17 protein-coding genes are annotated in these 14,968 nt (G+C 69.3%); all 17 read left to right on the top strand.

The genetic code is table 11. From position 1 onward, the window contains the following. Nucleotide 1 precedes the first annotated feature (1 nt). Complete coding sequence (locus GFH29_RS12355) at nt 2-844, top strand: hypothetical protein (RefSeq protein ID WP_153324051.1); 843 nt, start codon at nt 2-4, stop codon at nt 842-844. Then, nucleotides 841-2,541: a CpaF family protein gene (locus GFH29_RS12350; protein ID WP_153324049.1), complete on the top strand. Its 1,701-nt coding sequence runs from the start codon at nt 841-843 to the stop codon at nt 2,539-2,541. Before GFH29_RS12355 ends, GFH29_RS12350 begins: the two co-directional genes overlap by 4 nt. Next, the gene (locus GFH29_RS12345; protein ID WP_153324047.1) at nt 2,538-3,455 is read left to right on the top strand and encodes a type II secretion system F family protein; all 918 of its coding nucleotides are present in this window, start codon (nt 2,538-2,540) and stop codon (nt 3,453-3,455) included. The genes GFH29_RS12350 and GFH29_RS12345 overlap by 4 nt, the downstream gene beginning before the upstream one ends. Beyond that, nucleotides 3,452-4,366, top strand: a complete 915-nt coding sequence (locus GFH29_RS12340) for a type II secretion system F family protein (protein WP_153324045.1) — start codon at nt 3,452-3,454, stop codon at nt 4,364-4,366. Before GFH29_RS12345 ends, GFH29_RS12340 begins: the two co-directional genes overlap by 4 nt. 54 nt (nt 4,367-4,420) lie before the next feature. Then, nucleotides 4,421-4,627, top strand: a complete 207-nt coding sequence (locus tag GFH29_RS12335; RefSeq protein WP_153324043.1) for a hypothetical protein — start codon at nt 4,421-4,423, stop codon at nt 4,625-4,627. Nucleotides 4,628-4,680: 53 nt separating this feature from the next. Further along, entirely contained in the window at nt 4,681-5,031 is a 351-nt protein-coding gene (locus tag GFH29_RS12330; RefSeq protein WP_267128519.1) for a TadE family protein, read from the top strand. Then, nucleotides 5,028-5,477, top strand: a complete 450-nt coding sequence (locus GFH29_RS12325) for a TadE/TadG family type IV pilus assembly protein (RefSeq protein ID WP_153324039.1) — start codon at nt 5,028-5,030, stop codon at nt 5,475-5,477. Before GFH29_RS12330 ends, GFH29_RS12325 begins: the two co-directional genes overlap by 4 nt. Further along, entirely contained in the window at nt 5,474-5,911 is a 438-nt protein-coding gene (locus GFH29_RS12320) for a TadE/TadG family type IV pilus assembly protein (protein ID WP_153324037.1), read from the top strand. The genes GFH29_RS12325 and GFH29_RS12320 overlap by 4 nt, the downstream gene beginning before the upstream one ends. Beyond that, nucleotides 5,908-9,150 (top strand): LysM peptidoglycan-binding domain-containing protein, encoded by a 3,243-nt coding sequence (locus tag GFH29_RS12315; protein ID WP_153324035.1) that lies wholly within the window; start codon nt 5,908-5,910, stop codon nt 9,148-9,150. The genes GFH29_RS12320 and GFH29_RS12315 overlap by 4 nt, the downstream gene beginning before the upstream one ends. A 19-nt stretch (nt 9,151-9,169) precedes the next feature. Beyond that, nucleotides 9,170-9,367, top strand: coding sequence for a hypothetical protein (locus GFH29_RS12310; RefSeq protein WP_153324033.1), 198 nt, complete (start codon nt 9,170-9,172; stop codon nt 9,365-9,367). A gap of 41 nt (nt 9,368-9,408) precedes the next feature. After that, nucleotides 9,409-9,972, top strand: coding sequence for a hypothetical protein (locus GFH29_RS12305; protein WP_153324031.1), 564 nt, complete (start codon nt 9,409-9,411; stop codon nt 9,970-9,972). Then, entirely contained in the window at nt 9,966-10,868 is a 903-nt protein-coding gene (locus GFH29_RS12300) for a hypothetical protein (protein ID WP_153324029.1), read from the top strand. The genes GFH29_RS12305 and GFH29_RS12300 overlap by 7 nt, the downstream gene beginning before the upstream one ends. A gap of 789 nt (nt 10,869-11,657) precedes the next feature. Beyond that, on the top strand, nt 11,658-12,611 hold the full coding sequence (locus GFH29_RS12295) for a hypothetical protein (RefSeq protein ID WP_153324027.1): 954 nt from the start codon (nt 11,658-11,660) through the stop codon (nt 12,609-12,611). A 49-nt stretch (nt 12,612-12,660) separates the two neighbouring features. After that, nucleotides 12,661-12,891 carry a hypothetical protein gene (locus tag GFH29_RS12290; RefSeq protein WP_153324026.1) on the top strand — a complete coding sequence of 77 codons (231 nt, stop codon included), beginning with the start codon at nt 12,661-12,663 and terminating at the stop codon, nt 12,889-12,891. Then, nucleotides 12,888-13,748 (top strand): hypothetical protein, encoded by an 861-nt coding sequence (locus tag GFH29_RS12285; RefSeq protein WP_153324024.1) that lies wholly within the window; start codon nt 12,888-12,890, stop codon nt 13,746-13,748. The genes GFH29_RS12290 and GFH29_RS12285 overlap by 4 nt, the downstream gene beginning before the upstream one ends. A 39-nt stretch (nt 13,749-13,787) precedes the next feature. After that, nucleotides 13,788-14,081, top strand: coding sequence for a hypothetical protein (locus GFH29_RS12280; protein WP_153324022.1), 294 nt, complete (start codon nt 13,788-13,790; stop codon nt 14,079-14,081). Next, complete coding sequence (locus tag GFH29_RS12275) at nt 14,081-14,965, top strand: hypothetical protein (protein ID WP_153324020.1); 885 nt, start codon at nt 14,081-14,083, stop codon at nt 14,963-14,965. The genes GFH29_RS12280 and GFH29_RS12275 overlap by 1 nt, the downstream gene beginning before the upstream one ends. Nucleotides 14,966-14,968 lie beyond the last annotated feature (3 nt).

Here is a 14,968-nt window from a genome sequence, read left to right as displayed (position 1 = left end):
CATGGCCTTGATCGTCCTCGCGTCCGCCAACGGTTCGCCGGGCGTCTCCACCACGGCGCTGGGACTCACCCTCAACTGGCACCGTCCCATGCTCCTCGTCGACGCCGACCCGACCGGGTCTTCCGCGGTCTTCGCCGGCTACTTCCGCGGTACCCAGGAGCCCACGGGCGGGCTGATCAACCTCGCCCTCGCGCTGCGCGAGGGCGCACTGGCTGCCGCTCTTCCTCGCGAGACGTTGTTGCTGGACCCGGAGGGCCCGGCCGAGCGGGCGCCGTGGTTCCTACCCGGCATCCGGGCCCACGAGCAGGCCCCGAGCCTGGTGGCGCTGTGGGAGCCGCTCGCCGAGCAGTTGCGCGCGCTGGACCGCAACGGCCAGGACGTCATCGTCGACGCCGGGCGCCTCGGTCTCGCGGGCTGGCCGCAGCCGCTCGTCGCTGCCTCCGACCTGACCTTGCTGGTCACCCGCAGCTCGCTGCCGGCGCTGGCCGGTGCGCACTCGTGGGCCACGATGCTGCGCGAGCAGTTCGCCGCAGTCGGCGGTCTTTCGCGACTGGGGCTCCTTCTCGTCGACGAGGACCGGCGCTGGCCGGCACTGCCCGCGGGCGTCCCGCGGGTGCGTCCCTACACGCCGCGCCATATCGCCAAGGCGCTCCAGATCGCCATCACGGCATCGGTGGGATGGGAGCCCGAGGCCGCCGAGGTCTACTCCCACGGCGCCCGCAAGCCCCGCAGGTTCGAGTCCTCCGACCTGGTGCGCAGCTACCGCACCGCAGCCTCCTTGATCCACTCCGTCCTGACCTCTAACCAGGCCACCTTCGCCCACCCGGTCGGAGGCCGCGGATGACCACCAACGGACACGAGCCCGGAGCTCAGGACCGCGAGTCGGCCGGTGCCGACGCGTGGCTCGCGGCGCGTCGCGTCGACCGCGGGCCGCGCTCCCCGTTCGCCCGCGGCACCAATGGCAACCAGCCGATCACACAACCACCCCTGCTGGCGTCGACCAGCGAGGACCACGACCCGACGTCGCTGCCGATCTTCGCGGGCGCCCGGACCAGCGAGGACCAGCGTCCAGGCCGCACCCGCTCGGACTTCACTCTCCGCCCGCTCCTCGCCCACCCCGAGGGCCAGCCTCACGCGATCGCCGCCACCGACGACGACGGTGCCGACGCGGGGAGGGTCGAGCTGGACTGGGAGCTCATCGCCCAGTATCGCGCCGAGATCTCCTCCCGGCTGACTGCCCGGCTGGACAAGGAAGGCGGCCGTGTCACCGACGAGGAGCGCGAGCAGATGGGCCTCGACGTCATCGAGGAGTTCATCAAGTCCGAGGCCGAGACCCTCGTCTCGACTGGCCGTCCGCCGTGGAGCCGCCAGCACGAGAACGCCCTCAAGGCCGCGATCAACGCCGCACTGTTCGGTCTCGGACGGCTGCAGCCGCTGGTCGAGCGCGAGGATGTGGAGAACATCATCGTCATCGCCCGTGGCCCGGAGTGCGCCGTGTGGCTGGAGCTCGTCGACGGCACCCTGGTCGAGGCCGCCCCGATCGCCGACTCCGAGGACGAGCTGCGCGAGTTCCTCGCCGATCTCGGTTCCCGGCAGAACCGGCCTTTCACCGAAGCGCGTCCGCACCTGGACCTGCGCCTGCCCGGCGGTGCTCGGCTCGCGGCCGGCTCCTGGGTGATGGCCTACACCTCGGTGGTGATCCGACGGCACGGAATGCGGGAGGTGTCGATGAACGAGATGGTGTACGACCGCAAGGCGTGCGGCGCGGTCCTGGCCGACTTCCTCGCCGCCTGCGTCCGCGCCGGCAAGAGCATCGTCGTCTCCGGAGTCCAGGGCTCGGGCAAGACGACGTGGGTCCGCGCCCTGTGCTCGTGCATCCCGCCCTGGGAGATGATCGGCACCTTTGAGACCGAGTTCGAGTTGCACCTGCACGAGCTGGTGGACCGGCACAAGATCGTTCATGCCTGGGAGCACCGGCCGGGTTCCGGCGAGGTCGGCGTCGACGGCCGCCAAGCTGGCGAGTTCAGCCTCGAGGAGGCCATCCACCACTCCTTCCGGTTCAACCTCGCCCGCCAAATCGTCGGCGAGGTCCGGGGCCCGGAGGTCTGGAACATGCTCAAGGCCATGGAGTCCGGCCCGGGCTCGATCAGCACCACCCACGCACGCAGCGCCGAGCACACCATCGAGAAACTCGTCTCCTGCGCCATGGAGAAGGGCCCACATGTCACCCGCGAACTCGCGATCAGCAAGCTCGCCGCTGCCATCGACATCGTCATGTACCTGCGCTCCGAGGTCGTCCCCCACGGCGACGGCACCTTCCGCAAGCAGCGCCACGTCGAGGAGGTCCTGGCCGTCCAGCCCAGCATCGACGCGGCCCGCGGGTATGCGACCACTGCGATCTTCGCCCCCAACCAGCTCGGCCAGGCCGTCGCTACCGGGAAGCTCGACAACTTCCTCGCCCAGGAGCTCGCCCGCCACGGCTTCGACCTCGAGACGTACAAGGCCGAGTCCCAGGCAAACCCGGGGATGGCGACCTCATGACCACCTTCCTGCCCGCAGCCCTGGGGGCCCTCATCGTCATCGGGCTGATCGGCATGGTCTACGCGCTGATCCCCGAATCCCCGAAGCCGCCGCGGCCCACCCGGACCCTCACCCCCTTCGGCCGGGCGGGCGGCTGGCTGGCCCGGCTCAACTCGCGCACCCGGATGCTGGCCACCGGCGGCGCTGCTGCCGGCCTCCTGGTCGCGCTGCTGACCGGCTGGGTGATCGCGATCGTGCTCGTCCCGGCCGCAGTCGTCGGTATCCCGCTGCTGCTCACGCCTCCGCCGGCAGCCGCGAGCGTCGAGAAGCTCGAGGCGCTCGAGGAGTGGACCCGGTCGCTGTCGGGAAAACTGACCGCGGGTCAGTCGCTGCGCTCGGCTCTCATCAAGTCACTGCAGTCGGTGCCGGCGCCTATCGAGCACGAGGTCGGGCTGATGGTCTCCCGGCTTTGGAACAACACCGCCACCACCGAGGACGTGCTGCGCGCTTTCGCCGAGGACCTCAACGACTCCACCGGCGACGTGGTGGCCAGCCAGCTGATCCTCGCCGCCAGCGGGCGCGGGCAGGCCGGCCTAGCCAAGGCGCTGGACGCCCTCGCCGAGACCGTCGCCGCCGACGTGCGCGCCCGCCGCCAGATCGCCGCGGACCAGGCCAAACCACGCACCACCGCCCGCACGGTCACCGTGATCACCCTCGGCGTTCTGGGTGTACTCGTCCTGACCGGCGATTACATCGAGCCGTACGGCAGCCCACTCGGTCAGGTCATCCTCACGGTCTTGCTGACCGCCTACGTGGCCACGCTGCTGTGGATGCGCCGAATGGCGGTCGCGAAGCCGCTCCCACGCTTCCTCGACCTCCAGGCCCGCAACACGCACCGAGCGGTGCGCGGGGGGAAGGACGGAGCACTCGCATGACCGGCCTCCAGCTCGCGCTCGCCAGCGGCGCCCTCCTCGGGCTTGCCGCTGCCCTGCTTGTGTGGCGCCTGGCCCCGTCCGACCCTGACCTCGCCGACGCCCTAGAGCGGCTCTCGCCCGGCTACGTGGTGCCCCGCCACGCCGGGCCGCTCGAGATCGAGGAGAGCACCGATTCCGGGTCGCTCGTCGACCGGATCGGGGTGTGGGCGATCAGGAATCTGCCCGGGGGAGCGTGGGCACACACGCCCCGCAAGGACCTGGCCATCCTCCAGATCAGCGAGACCAGGTTCTACGGTGAGAAGGTCGCCTGGGCGCTCCTCGGCCTGGCTACGCCGCCTCTCTTTGCGGCCTTCTTCGCGTTGATCGGACTCCCGCTCCCGTTCGTGGTTCCGACCTTCGGATCGCTCGGGCTCGCCGCGCTGTTTTGGTTCATGCCCAACTACAACGCCACCGACGATGCCAAGAAGGCCCGGATCGAATTCAGCCGGGCCCTGGGCGCCTACATCGACATGGTCGCCACCGGGGTTCGTGACGGCTCCAGCGGCCAGCAGGCGCTGCGCTCGGCTGCCGAGGTCGGCGACACCTGGGTGTTCAAGCGGATCGAGAGCGAGCTGCGCCGTGCCCGCTATATGACCCGCGCCCCTTGGGACGCCCTCCACGGGCTCGCCGATGACCTCGGCGTCCCCGAGCTCGACGACCTCGCCGACATCATGCAGCAGTCCGGCCAGGACGGCGCCCAGATCTACAACAACCTCCGCGCCCGCGCCGCCGCAATCCGCTCGGCGATGCTCAGCGCCGAACTCGGGAAGGCCAACGCCGTCTCAGAGCGCATGTACATCCCTGCCAGCCTGCTCGGCATCGTCTTCATGGCCATCCTCGTCACCCCATCGATGCTCCGATTCGCGGCCTAACAGCGACGTCAACCTCTGGGCCATCCGAGCTCCACCACTCAGAAAGGAACAGCGATGTTGAAACTTCTCATCACCCTCCAGGTGACGGCGCTCGCCATGATCGCCAGCACGGAGGACCGCATCGTCAAGCACCGAGGAGACGAGCGTGGCTCGGTCACGATCGAGCAGGTCATCTGGGCCGGCGCGGTCATCCTCATCGTCGGCATCGTCGTCGCCGCGATCAGGGCCTTCGTGACCAGCGAGGCCGGAAAGATCCGGTAGGTCCGTCCATGTTCTCCAGCTCTCGCCGCCGACGGCGGGACGAGCGCGGCTCCGTGACCATCCAGATGGTCTTCCTGATGCCCGCGCTCTTCCTGGTGATGTTCCTCGGTGTCCAGGGTGCGCTGTACTACCACGCTCGGGAGGTAGCGCTCGCGGCCGCGCAGGAGGGCGCACGCGAGGGAGGCAGCGAGAACGGCACGCGCGAGTCCGGAGTGGCGACCGCGCACGGCTTCCTCCGGGACGCCGGCGGATCCGACGTGATCACGGCGATCAGCGTCTCCGGGTCACGCACCACGACGACGGCCACGATCACCGTCACCGGGCATTCCATGAGCGTGATTCCCGGGTGGCATGTGACTGTCCGCCAGAGCGCCAGCGTCCCGGTCGAAAGGCTCACCGAATGAACATTCGGACACGTGCCATCGACCGAAGCCACGACGAGCGCGGCTCGGTGGCCATCGAGGCGGCGATCGGCGTCCCGGCCTTCGGGCTGTTCGTGGCGATGATCATCCTCGGCGGCCGCGTCGAGATCGCCCAGCAGGCCGTGGACGCAGCCGCATACGAGGCAGCACGGGCAGCCTCGATCGAGCGAACCCAGAGCCAGGCGATTGCCGCGGGCAGGTCCTCGGCCGCAAGTAGCCTGCACGACCAGGACGTGCACTGCACCAGTACGAACATCACCGTCAACGCGGGGGCGTTCAACGCGCCGATCGGGGACACCGCCCAGGTGAACGTCACGGTGACCTGCACGCTCAACTTGTCAGACCTGAGCATCCCCGGCGCACCCGGCGCCCGCACGATCACCGCAACCGCGAGCAGCCCTGTCGACGCCCACCGGGAGCGCCGATGATGAGGTACTCGGTGCGGCGACCGTGCGATGAGCGGGGCGCCATTAGCGTCTGGTTCGCCACCGCGTCAGTGGTGATGGTCATCCTGGTCGGAATGACCGTCGATCTCGGCGGCAAGGTGCACGCCCAGCAGCAGACCCGCAGCGCCGCGGCCCAGGCCGCCCGCACTGGCGCGCAACAGATCGAGGGCGCAACCGCCATCCGCGGTGAGGAGCTGCGCGTCGACGTCGACGCGGCCAAGTCCGCCGCGCAGAACTACCTCGACGCCGCCGGTGTGGAGGGCAGTGTCACCGTCGTCGACGGCGACACGCTGATCGTGCGCACCACCGACACCTACGACAGCAAGTTCCTCGGGGTCATCGGGCTGAACTCGATGAGCGTCACCGGGGAGGCGTCTGCACGGCTCATCCGCGCCCAAGGAGGCATCGAGCGATGACTACCCCCACCCTGGGCCAACGGCTGACCGGGTTCCTCGCTACGGTCGCCGTCCTCGGCATCATCATCGGTCTGCCGGCCCTCTTCCTCACGATCGGCGTCAGCCCGATCCCCGATCGGGAGCTGAGCTGGGGGAGCGTCAAGGACGCACTCCTCGCACCCGACGACGGCACCCTGATCCTGGGCCTGCTCAAGGTGATCGGCTGGACTGCGTGGGCCTTCATGACCCTCAGCCTGGTGGTGGAGGCCATCGCCCGGGTCCGCAGGATCCAGGCGCCGCAGCTGCCGGGTCTTGGCCGCCCGCAGTCTGCGGCGCACGGACTGGTCGAACTCGCTGCGCTGCTGTTCATCGCAGCGCCGATCGCCGGGCAAGCCGCCAACGCCGCCCCGGCCGCCGCGGCGGCGCCGGCGACGATGGGCCATGTCCAAGCCGGGACCGTCGGCCAGACGTCAGCTCAGCACGGCGTGAACCTCGCGGCGAAGCAGAAGCGTGCGACGGTGGATCACTTGGTCAGGCCGGGGGAGAGCCTGTGGTCAATCGCTGAGGACCACTTCGGTGACGGCGCGCGCTACACGGAGATCGCCGAGCTCAACCGCGAAGTCCTCGGCTCCCGGCTCAGTTTCCTCGAGCCCGGCTGGGTGTTGAAACTGCCTGCCACAGACGGCGGCGGGGCGGCGGCGCAGGCCTACATCGTGCAACCCCGGGACACACTCAGCGACATCGCGCACGACGAGCTCGGCGATGCCGACCGATGGGCGGAGATATACAAGGCCTCCACCGGCATCGCTCAGCCCGGCGGCGCGCGCCTCGCCGACCCGGACGTGATCGACGTCGGCTGGAAGCTCAATATCCCCGGAGCCGTGCCACCTGCGGGTCATGGTGACCGGCAGCCCCAACCGCAGCCTCGCGAAGACAAGCCCGAGACCCCTGCCACGCCTAGACGCGAGCAGCAGCAGGCCGACCCGTCGGCCGAGGAGACACCGCCGGCCCCCGAGACCGGGCCCCCGGAGACCGCTGCGCCCGAGGTCCCGCAGGCCAAGGCACCGACCGCGCCGGCCGCCGACGTCGACCAGGCAGACGACCCTGATGACTCGATCCTCGAGGCGCCCTGGGTCCTCGCCGGTCTTACCGGAGGAGGCGTGCTCCTGTCCGGAGCGCTGCTGATGGCACTGCGGTCACGCCGGCGCGCCGCCCACCGGAACCGGCCACCGGGGCGAGCGATCGCCGCCCCGCCGCCCGAGTTGGCACCGGTGGAGATGACGCTGAAGGCGACCGGCGCCGCTGCGGCGGCCACCGTGGAGTTCGCCGACGAGGCCCTGCGGCGCCTCGCGGCCGCGGTCGGAGCCCAGGGCGTCACGATGCCGCCGCTGGCCGCCGTCGAGCTCGCGAAGGACACGCTGGCGCTGCACCTGAGCGCCCCGACCACCGTTCCTGCGCCGTGGGTGGGCAGCCCCGACCAGACCCACTGGCACCTAGACACGGACACCGCGATGGAGGACCTCGGCCCCGACACCGACCACGTCGAGCCGCCGTACCCGATGCTGGCCACCATCGGCCTGAGCGACACTGGCGAGACCTGGCTGCTGAACTGCGAGGAGCTCTCCACGCTGACCATCAGCGGCGACCCCACCTACGCCCGCGACTTCGCCCGCCACCTCGCCGCGCAGGTGGCCGTCAACCCCTGGTCGCGCCGCGTGCAGGTCGATTGCATCGGCGTGGCCGAGGAAGCCGTGGTGATGGACGAGCGGGTCACTTACTACCCGACCGGTGCCGCCGCAACCCCCGCGACCGCGGAGATCCTGGCCGCCGCGGTGACCACCGTCGACCGGGCGAAGCGATACGACACCGACGTGTCCACCGCCCGCACCGGCAGCGTCGACGACGATGCCTGGCCCGCCAGGATGCTGCTCCTCGATGCCGCCGCCGGGGAGCCCGACGACCTCGAGCAGCTGCTGCAAGTGGTCAACGACCACGTCGGACAGTCCGCGACCTCCATCGTCGTTACGGGCGAACGCCCGAACACACCCGGCGCGATACTGCACATGACCAGCACCGGACGCGTCGTCCTTGAACACGCCGGTCTCAACCTCGTCGCCGTCGGCCTCACCCCCGACGAGGCCCGCGGCTGCGCACTCGTCTACGCCCAGAGCGAGACCCCGGAGTACGTCGACACGCCTGTGGACGAGACCGCCACCGACGGCTGGCAGGCCTACACCGACTCCTCCGGAGCACTGCGCCGCGAGTACACCCTGCCCCGCAGCACTCCCGAGGACGCCGTCGACGACCCGTCGTCCTCCCTCCTCGAAGGCGACGACGAGGACTACATCCGCCAGAGCGCCATCGTGCAGGAAGACCTCGAAGCCCTGGCGCCGAAGGTCCCAGAGCGCGTCCGCGCCAAGGTTGAGGAGAAGGACCCCGCCCTCGACCAAGACATCGCCGACTGGTTCTCGCCCCACTGCGATCGCCCACGCCTCACGCTGCTCGGCCCGGTCACCGCACGTACGCACGGCAAGGCACTCGCCAAGCGCAAGCCCTACTTCACCGAGCTCCTGGCGTTCCTCGCCCTGCACCGCAAGCATGGTGCCACCCGCGAGGAGATCAGCGAGGCCTTCGGCATCACCTCTGGCAAGGTGCGCGACTACACCAACATCGTCCGCGACTGGCTCGGTCCTAACCCCCGCACCGGCGAGGACCACCTGCCCTACGCGGACAAGGCGCCGGCCACCAAGCTCCGGGGCGTCAACGTCTATCAGGTCGGCGACGGCCTGCTCGTGGACCTGGACCTGTTCATCCGCCTCCGCAAACGCGGGCAGAGCCGAGGCGGCCCCGATGGCGTCGCGGATCTCTGCACCGCCCTCGAGCTGGTCGGGGAGACCCGGCCATTTAGTCAGCTGCGCGAAGAGGGATGGGCGTGGCTCGCCAACGAGCCTGACCGCGTCGATCTCATGGCGAGCGGGTGGGTCGCCGATGTCGCTCTCGTCGTTGTCACCGAGGCACTCACGGCCGGCGACCTGGCCAAGGCCCGCTCCGCCGCCCACATCGCCAACCGGGCCGACCCCGACGGCGAGAGCACCCGCCTGTGCCTGGCGCACGTCATGAGGGCCGAGGGGAACCAGCTCGAGGCCGACCGGATCCTGCGCGCGGAGATCTGCAACCGCTCCGATGACGGCGACGCACCCATGGAACTGTCGGAGCGCACTAAGACCATCATCCGTGCACACGGCTGGCTGGCGAGCTGACTACGAAGGAGCGCCGGCGATGACGACGTTCACCCAGGAACTCACCGGCCGCCGCGTCGTGGCCGGCGGCTACGCGCCCGATCACGACGCCTGCCGCGTCGACCGGGTCGTCCTCGTCCGCGACACCATCCGCACCATGTACGACGCGGACAAGCGATTTAGGGGGATCCCCGGCAAAGGCTCGCTGGCAGAGCTCGCCGACGGCACCTCGAACTGAGCGCCAACGACAACCCCGCCCAACACCGGAGGAGATATCGAATGAGGAAGCACCACTCCGCACTCGGGGGAGTGGCCCTCGCCCTCGCCCTGACTCTCACTGGCTGCGGCGGCGATGACACCGAGCCCGAGGTGCCAGACACCCGGAGCCAGCCCCCCTCGCCGACACCTACCAGCACGCCGACTACGAAGACACCGGAGGAGGAGGCGGCAGCCCAGCTGACGAAGTACCTCGCGGTGAGGGACCTGGCCCATCGCAAGCGGACGATCGATTTCAAGACCCTCAACCCGGTCGCGACGGGTGAAGAGTTTCTTGAGCTTCAGGAAGCGGTCGTCGATATGAAGGCTGCCGACGTCACGAAGACCGGCAGTTACGTCCATACGCTCGGGGAGCCGCGAAGCCGGGGCAACTCGATCGAGATCACGGACTGTGAGGACCGTTCAGGAGTAACCGTGAAGGTGAAAGGCAAGGTGCGGACGCCCGATTACACCACTCCTGATGGCAACCCTCTCCGCAATCCGGCGCCCGTCAAGTACACCCTTGTCGAGGGCAAGGGACCCTGGAAGGTGACCGAATCTGACCTCCTTTGGGACGAGTCATGCTGAGGCGCATCTGCGCTCTCCTGGTGATCCTCGGGGCATCATTCGTGGTCGTGGTTGGAGTAGCACCCTCGGCCAGCGCCGATGGTTGTGACGTTGACGAGGAGACGGGTGAGGTCGTCTGCGAGGACGAGGATGGTAGCGGCGAGGGCGGTGGCGGAGACGACACCGGCGGCGGCTCCGCCACGTGTAACTACAACGGGAGAGGAATCCCGTGCACCGGCCCCGGAGGGTCGGTGTGGAGCAGCCTTCACGAGTGTTGGATCGGGCCTTCTGCTGGTGAGCTAGGCGAAGATCTCGAGCCGCCCGCGAGCCAGACGAAAGAAGACGGCGCCTGGCACGTCTGCTATTTCCCACCGCCCGGATCGTCCTGGGAGTACACCTGGGTACAGGCCGGCGAAGAAGTCAGAATCGATCCGGTGGTGCTCGCTCAGCGCGCGATTGCGTCGATGGACCTGGATCCCATCCAGATCGGCATCGTTCCGGAGTCCGGCCCAGACAGAGTCGGGCTTGTGGGGTTGCCGGTGTGGATGTGGGTTGACAGCCCGACCGACGACACGTTCGGTCCTATCACTGCCTCAGCCAGCGAGGGATCGGTGTCGGTGAGTGCCACCGCCAGCGTCTCCAACATCGTCTGGGACATGGGCGACGGGGCCATAGTGACCTGCACGGGCAAGGGGACCCCGTACGCAGAGCACTATGGCAAGCAGGACTCGCCGACGTGTGGGCACCGTTACGAGAAGATGTCGTCGGGCCAGCCCGACGGGGTCTATCAAGTCACCGCCACGAGCCACTGGGTTGTCGAGTGGACTGGTGGTGGTCAGTCCGGAACCATCGAGTTCGACCTGACCACCGCCGCGCTGTCGATCCGCATCGGTGAGGCCCAGGTGCTGACCCAGTGATGGGCGGGTAGTCAGTCAACGACCACAGGGAACAGGTCCCCGTCCTCGTAGCAGGGCGGGGACCTGTTCTCGTTCTAAGGGTCTCGGGTTCACGCCCGCCGGCGCGAGCATCCGGCCGGCACGGGGCCACCTCTGGCGAAGCGGGTCCCCGTGCGTCGGAGGATATACGAAGATTGGTCGGCGACGGGCTCACCGTCGGCGCCGTCTGTCTGCTCGCGGAGTAGGCCGCTATTCCCCAAACTCAGGAGGCGCGCCGCCTCAAGCACGAGGCTCGCTCGGTTCTCCTCCGCCAGATCTGCTCGGTGCGGTTGGCCTCGTTGATGTACCACCCGACTAAGAGCAGGAGCACCGATACAGCGAGCGTCGGGTCGATGGGCAAAGCTCTGGCCGAGGCACTCGGCTGGCCAATCTCGGCGGCGGAGTACACGTCGCCGAGGCGGTGACGATCTCCGAGGTCCGCTGGAGCGACCCGCCGGTCCCCGCCGCGAAGCCCCTGTCGGATTCACTCACATCGCCGGGCGTCATTGCTCTCTCAGCGGTCAGTTGGACGCGTGGGAGCTGTCGCCTGCATATCGGTAAGAAGAAGGCTGTTCATCGGTCGACCGGGAACTTCTCCATTTTTCGGGGGGGACGAGGGCGTCCCCCTGCCCTGACCTGGGTAAACGCGACGTCGTATCTCCGTCGTGCAGGCGTCCCCCCCTCGAATCAGGGGCTTGGGAGGACGGATGAGGGGACGTCCGTTCGCGACCTTTCTGCCGTGCTTAGTCACGGACGAAAGGAGTGAGCGCGATGAGTGTGGGCGACCAGCTCGGCCTCGATGACAACAGCGAACTGCTCGACCGGGCCCGCCAGAAGTGGCCGGCTTGGGTGGCGGCCCATCCGGGACTTGGGGTGGTCGACAACTTTGACGACCTCCGCGCGTGGCTGCCGGCGGTGGACTACGCAGCCTCCGACGAGGTCCTCTTGGCGCTGGCCATGTTGGCGGCCCCTGATGGTGGGGACGACATCGTGGCTGCGGCTGCTCTTGCCAAGTGCCTGCTGCCGGGCGCTTCCCGTCTGGCTGGCTGGCTGAGCACCCTCCCGCTGCGCGAGGTCTTGCGCGACAGCCAACCCGTGATGGCCGGAACCTGGTCAGCAGTCGAGCGGATCGACGAGCTCGTGGCCTCCCAGCTCTGGATCGAGGTCCGTACCTTTAAGTGGCGTCGGCTCCGCAAAGTCGCGGCCAACGTCTTGATCAACACCCGCGTCGGTGTCCTTCGGGAGGTCGGCGACTTCTTCTACGTTTCCCGCGCCGACCGCACCTGGGCCAACACCACCCTCGTGGAGTCCTTCGCTTCGGGGGACGTTACGAGCGCCCACGGCGGTGCCGGGTACTCGAGGCGATCGTCGGTTGGTGGGATCGCGGGGGCTCTGTGTCACCACCCGGAGATCCTTACTGACGCTGGACCCGAACAGGAGGAACAGTCGGCGACCGAGGAACTTCTGGAGTTGCTCGCGTGGGCCTGCGACCGCAAGGTCATCAGCCCCACGGACCGGTACCTGCTGCTCTGCCTGGTTGAGGAGGCCTACCGAGTCGAGACGCGCAGGCTGGCGCGCGGGTACGGCGGCCTGCTCAGCAACGAGGTGTCCGGTCGCGTCGCGCCCCGTATCGGGGTCTCTGAGGCAACCGTCCGTCGCCACGGATCTAGCGCCATGCGCGCCCTCGCCGCGGCCGCCCCGAGGAGGTTCGGCGATGACGTATAGGCCCGGAAGCGATCGCTCGCGCCACCCGGCGACGCATAGGCGACTGGAGGTGCTGAAGCCCATGACAAACTCCCACGAAGGCGAGCCCCGTACGCCGGAGCAGATCGCCGAGCTGTTCACGATCGCGGCCTGCGAGATCGAGGCGATCGAGCAGCTGACCGGCTGCGTCGTCCAGTTGCACGAAGTCCAGGCCGCGAAGGCGCAGTTGGCGACCCTGACCCCGGCCGAGGTCCGCGCCGCGCTCGAGTTCCGCCGCGGCGCCGTCGGGGAGGCCCTGTGAGCACCCAGGCCCCGAGCCGCCCGGTGGGAGTCGACGAGCTCAAGCGCGCCTGGCACGCACTGAACGCCGGCGAGTTCCGCGCCGGGCCCGGCGCTGGCAAGGGCCCCCGCGGTCGCGACCGCGGCCGCGGCAGCGCCGCGGAGGACAACTGGTCACCGGCCGACGGCGAGCACACCGTCGCCGTGATCGGGGCCGCGGGTTCGGTCGGCGCAAGCACCGTCGCCTTGGCCATCGGCCTCGCTGCAGCCGCCCCGGTCCGAGTCATCGAGTGCTGCTCGGTCACTGCCTCCGGACTCGCCGCGGCGAGCACCGCCGAGCTCGGCCTGCGCCCGAACAACTGGCGTCAGGGCAAGCGTGACCATGTCCTGCTTGAGCGGGTCAGCGAGGTCCTCGCCGGCGTCGACGCCGTCCCGCTGCCCACCGAGGCACCGAACGAGACCCAGCTGACCATTCTCGACATCGGCTGGGAGACCGGCCAGTTGCTGGCCACGGACTGTTGGCTGGCCGAAGCTGTCCGCACCGCGGGCCAGATCGTGCTGGTCACCACCGCCACCACCCCCGGGATGCGTCGCGCCGGCGTGGCCATGGATCTTCTGGCCAGTCACTGGCAGCCCGAGAAGATCGCCCTGGCCGCCCGCGGGGCTCACCGCAAGAAGTGGCCCCGCGGCCTCGAGCACGCAGGCGGCCTCACCGTCCGCCGCGTCCTGGACACGGACCGGTGCGTGGCGATCCCCGAGGACCGCGAGCTCGCGGTCAACGGCCTGGACTCCCGACCCGTCCCGGCGTCCCTGATCTCGGCAGCACGTCAGCTGCTCGAGCCTGCATGCCTGCCCTCCGACACCAGCGAAGGCGCCTGACCGCCCGGGGTCAGCAGGACCCGGAAAGGAAGTCCACCCATGGACGTCATGACCGCAACCGCAACCACCGTGATGGCTGTCTGCCCGCAGGCGCCTCCGGGTGCTGTCGGCCCCACTAACGAGATCACCGGCTACGTGTTGTGGGGCGTCATCGTCCTGTTCGGTCTGGGCATCATCATCGCCATCGGCGCGATCATCGCCGGCCGAGTCTTCTCCCTGCCGCACGCGTCCAAGGTCGGGGTGATCTCGGTGGTGGTTGTGTTCGCCTGCGCGATCGCCTACCTGGTGCTTCCCGGGATGCTCAACGGGATCCTCGGCAAGGGCTGCATCTGATGCGGCGCGCAGCCACGGCGAAGGCACCAGGTACTAGCGAGTGGAGCCGGCGCCGGCTGCTCGGCATTCTGGCCGCCGCCGTCGCCGTGGCGGTGCTCCTGCTCGGCGGCCTTGGATACGCGGTCTACCTGGCGATCGCCGGTGTCGGTGAGGAGGCCCGCGCGAACACCGGTGTTGCCACCGGCGAGACCGAGCGCTCGACGGTGGCCCGCGGTGCCGCGCATCGCGATGAGATCGCGGCCGAGCCGATGCTGACCGTGCCCGAGAGCGCCGCTTTCCCCACACAACGCACTGGGACTACCAGCACCGAGGCACCGGAGATCAAGATCCCGAGCGGGACCGGAGTCAACGGACCCGCGTTCGTGATGACGGGGTTTCCGCACACCCCGGAGGGTGCGATCGGCCAGCTGGCCCAGATCGATCTCGCGGTGCTGCAGTCGATGAGCATGAGCACCGCCGAGGAGGTCTACGACACTTGGGCGCTGCCCGGTGGGGTCCGTGCGGAGGACTGGTGGATCGCCGCCAGCGTCCGCGCGTTCCTTTCCAGCACCGGGATGGGCGAAGTCAAGGACCCCCGCGCCTCGGTGTCCCTGCAGCCGGCCGCCGCGCTGGTGAAGGGAACTGACGGCCCCGACTGGGCAACGGTCTGCGTGCTGATGAAGGTCAGCGCCGCCTACGAGTCCGAAGGCCAGATCGCCTTCGCGCATTGCGAGCGCATGCAGTGGGTCGGGGGCCGCTGGATGGTCGCCCCCGGCACCCCGCCGGCCCCCGCACCCGCGACCTGGCCAGGTACCCCGCTGGCACAGGCGGCCGGCTGGTGCACCTGGTCCACCGACCACACCACCGAACCCGCCCACTCCGGCGACACGGAAGGGGAGCACTGAGAT

This window comes from Nocardioides sp. dk884, from assembly GCF_009557055.1.
GTDB lineage: Bacteria > Actinomycetota > Actinomycetes > Propionibacteriales > Nocardioidaceae > Nocardioides.
The sequence above is the reverse complement of the archived record's forward strand: the minus strand, read 5'-3'. Positions and strand labels throughout refer to the sequence as shown.

Bases quoted from the DNA above. Each gene is read 5' to 3' on its own strand.
- GFH29_RS12355 (WP_153324051.1), top strand. From the start codon at position 2: ATGGCCTTGATCGTCCTCGCGTCCGCCAACGGTTCGCCGGGCGTCTCC.
- GFH29_RS12350 (WP_153324049.1), top strand. From the start codon at position 841: ATGACCACCAACGGACACGAGCCCGGAGCTCAGGACCGCGAGTCGGCC.
- GFH29_RS12345 (WP_153324047.1), top strand. From the start codon at position 2,538: ATGACCACCTTCCTGCCCGCAGCCCTGGGGGCCCTCATCGTCATCGGG.
- GFH29_RS12340 (WP_153324045.1), top strand. From the start codon at position 3,452: ATGACCGGCCTCCAGCTCGCGCTCGCCAGCGGCGCCCTCCTCGGGCTT.
- GFH29_RS12335 (WP_153324043.1), top strand. From the start codon at position 4,421: ATGTTGAAACTTCTCATCACCCTCCAGGTGACGGCGCTCGCCATGATC.
- GFH29_RS12325 (WP_153324039.1), top strand. From the start codon at position 5,028: ATGAACATTCGGACACGTGCCATCGACCGAAGCCACGACGAGCGCGGC.
- GFH29_RS12320 (WP_153324037.1), top strand. From the start codon at position 5,474: ATGATGAGGTACTCGGTGCGGCGACCGTGCGATGAGCGGGGCGCCATT.
- GFH29_RS12315 (WP_153324035.1), top strand. From the start codon at position 5,908: ATGACTACCCCCACCCTGGGCCAACGGCTGACCGGGTTCCTCGCTACG.
- GFH29_RS12310 (WP_153324033.1), top strand. From the start codon at position 9,170: ATGACGACGTTCACCCAGGAACTCACCGGCCGCCGCGTCGTGGCCGGC.
- GFH29_RS12305 (WP_153324031.1), top strand. From the start codon at position 9,409: ATGAGGAAGCACCACTCCGCACTCGGGGGAGTGGCCCTCGCCCTCGCC.
- GFH29_RS12300 (WP_153324029.1), top strand. From the start codon at position 9,966: ATGCTGAGGCGCATCTGCGCTCTCCTGGTGATCCTCGGGGCATCATTC.
- GFH29_RS12295 (WP_153324027.1), top strand. From the start codon at position 11,658: ATGAGTGTGGGCGACCAGCTCGGCCTCGATGACAACAGCGAACTGCTC.
- GFH29_RS12280 (WP_153324022.1), top strand. From the start codon at position 13,788: ATGGACGTCATGACCGCAACCGCAACCACCGTGATGGCTGTCTGCCCG.
- GFH29_RS12275 (WP_153324020.1), top strand. From the start codon at position 14,081: ATGCGGCGCGCAGCCACGGCGAAGGCACCAGGTACTAGCGAGTGGAGC.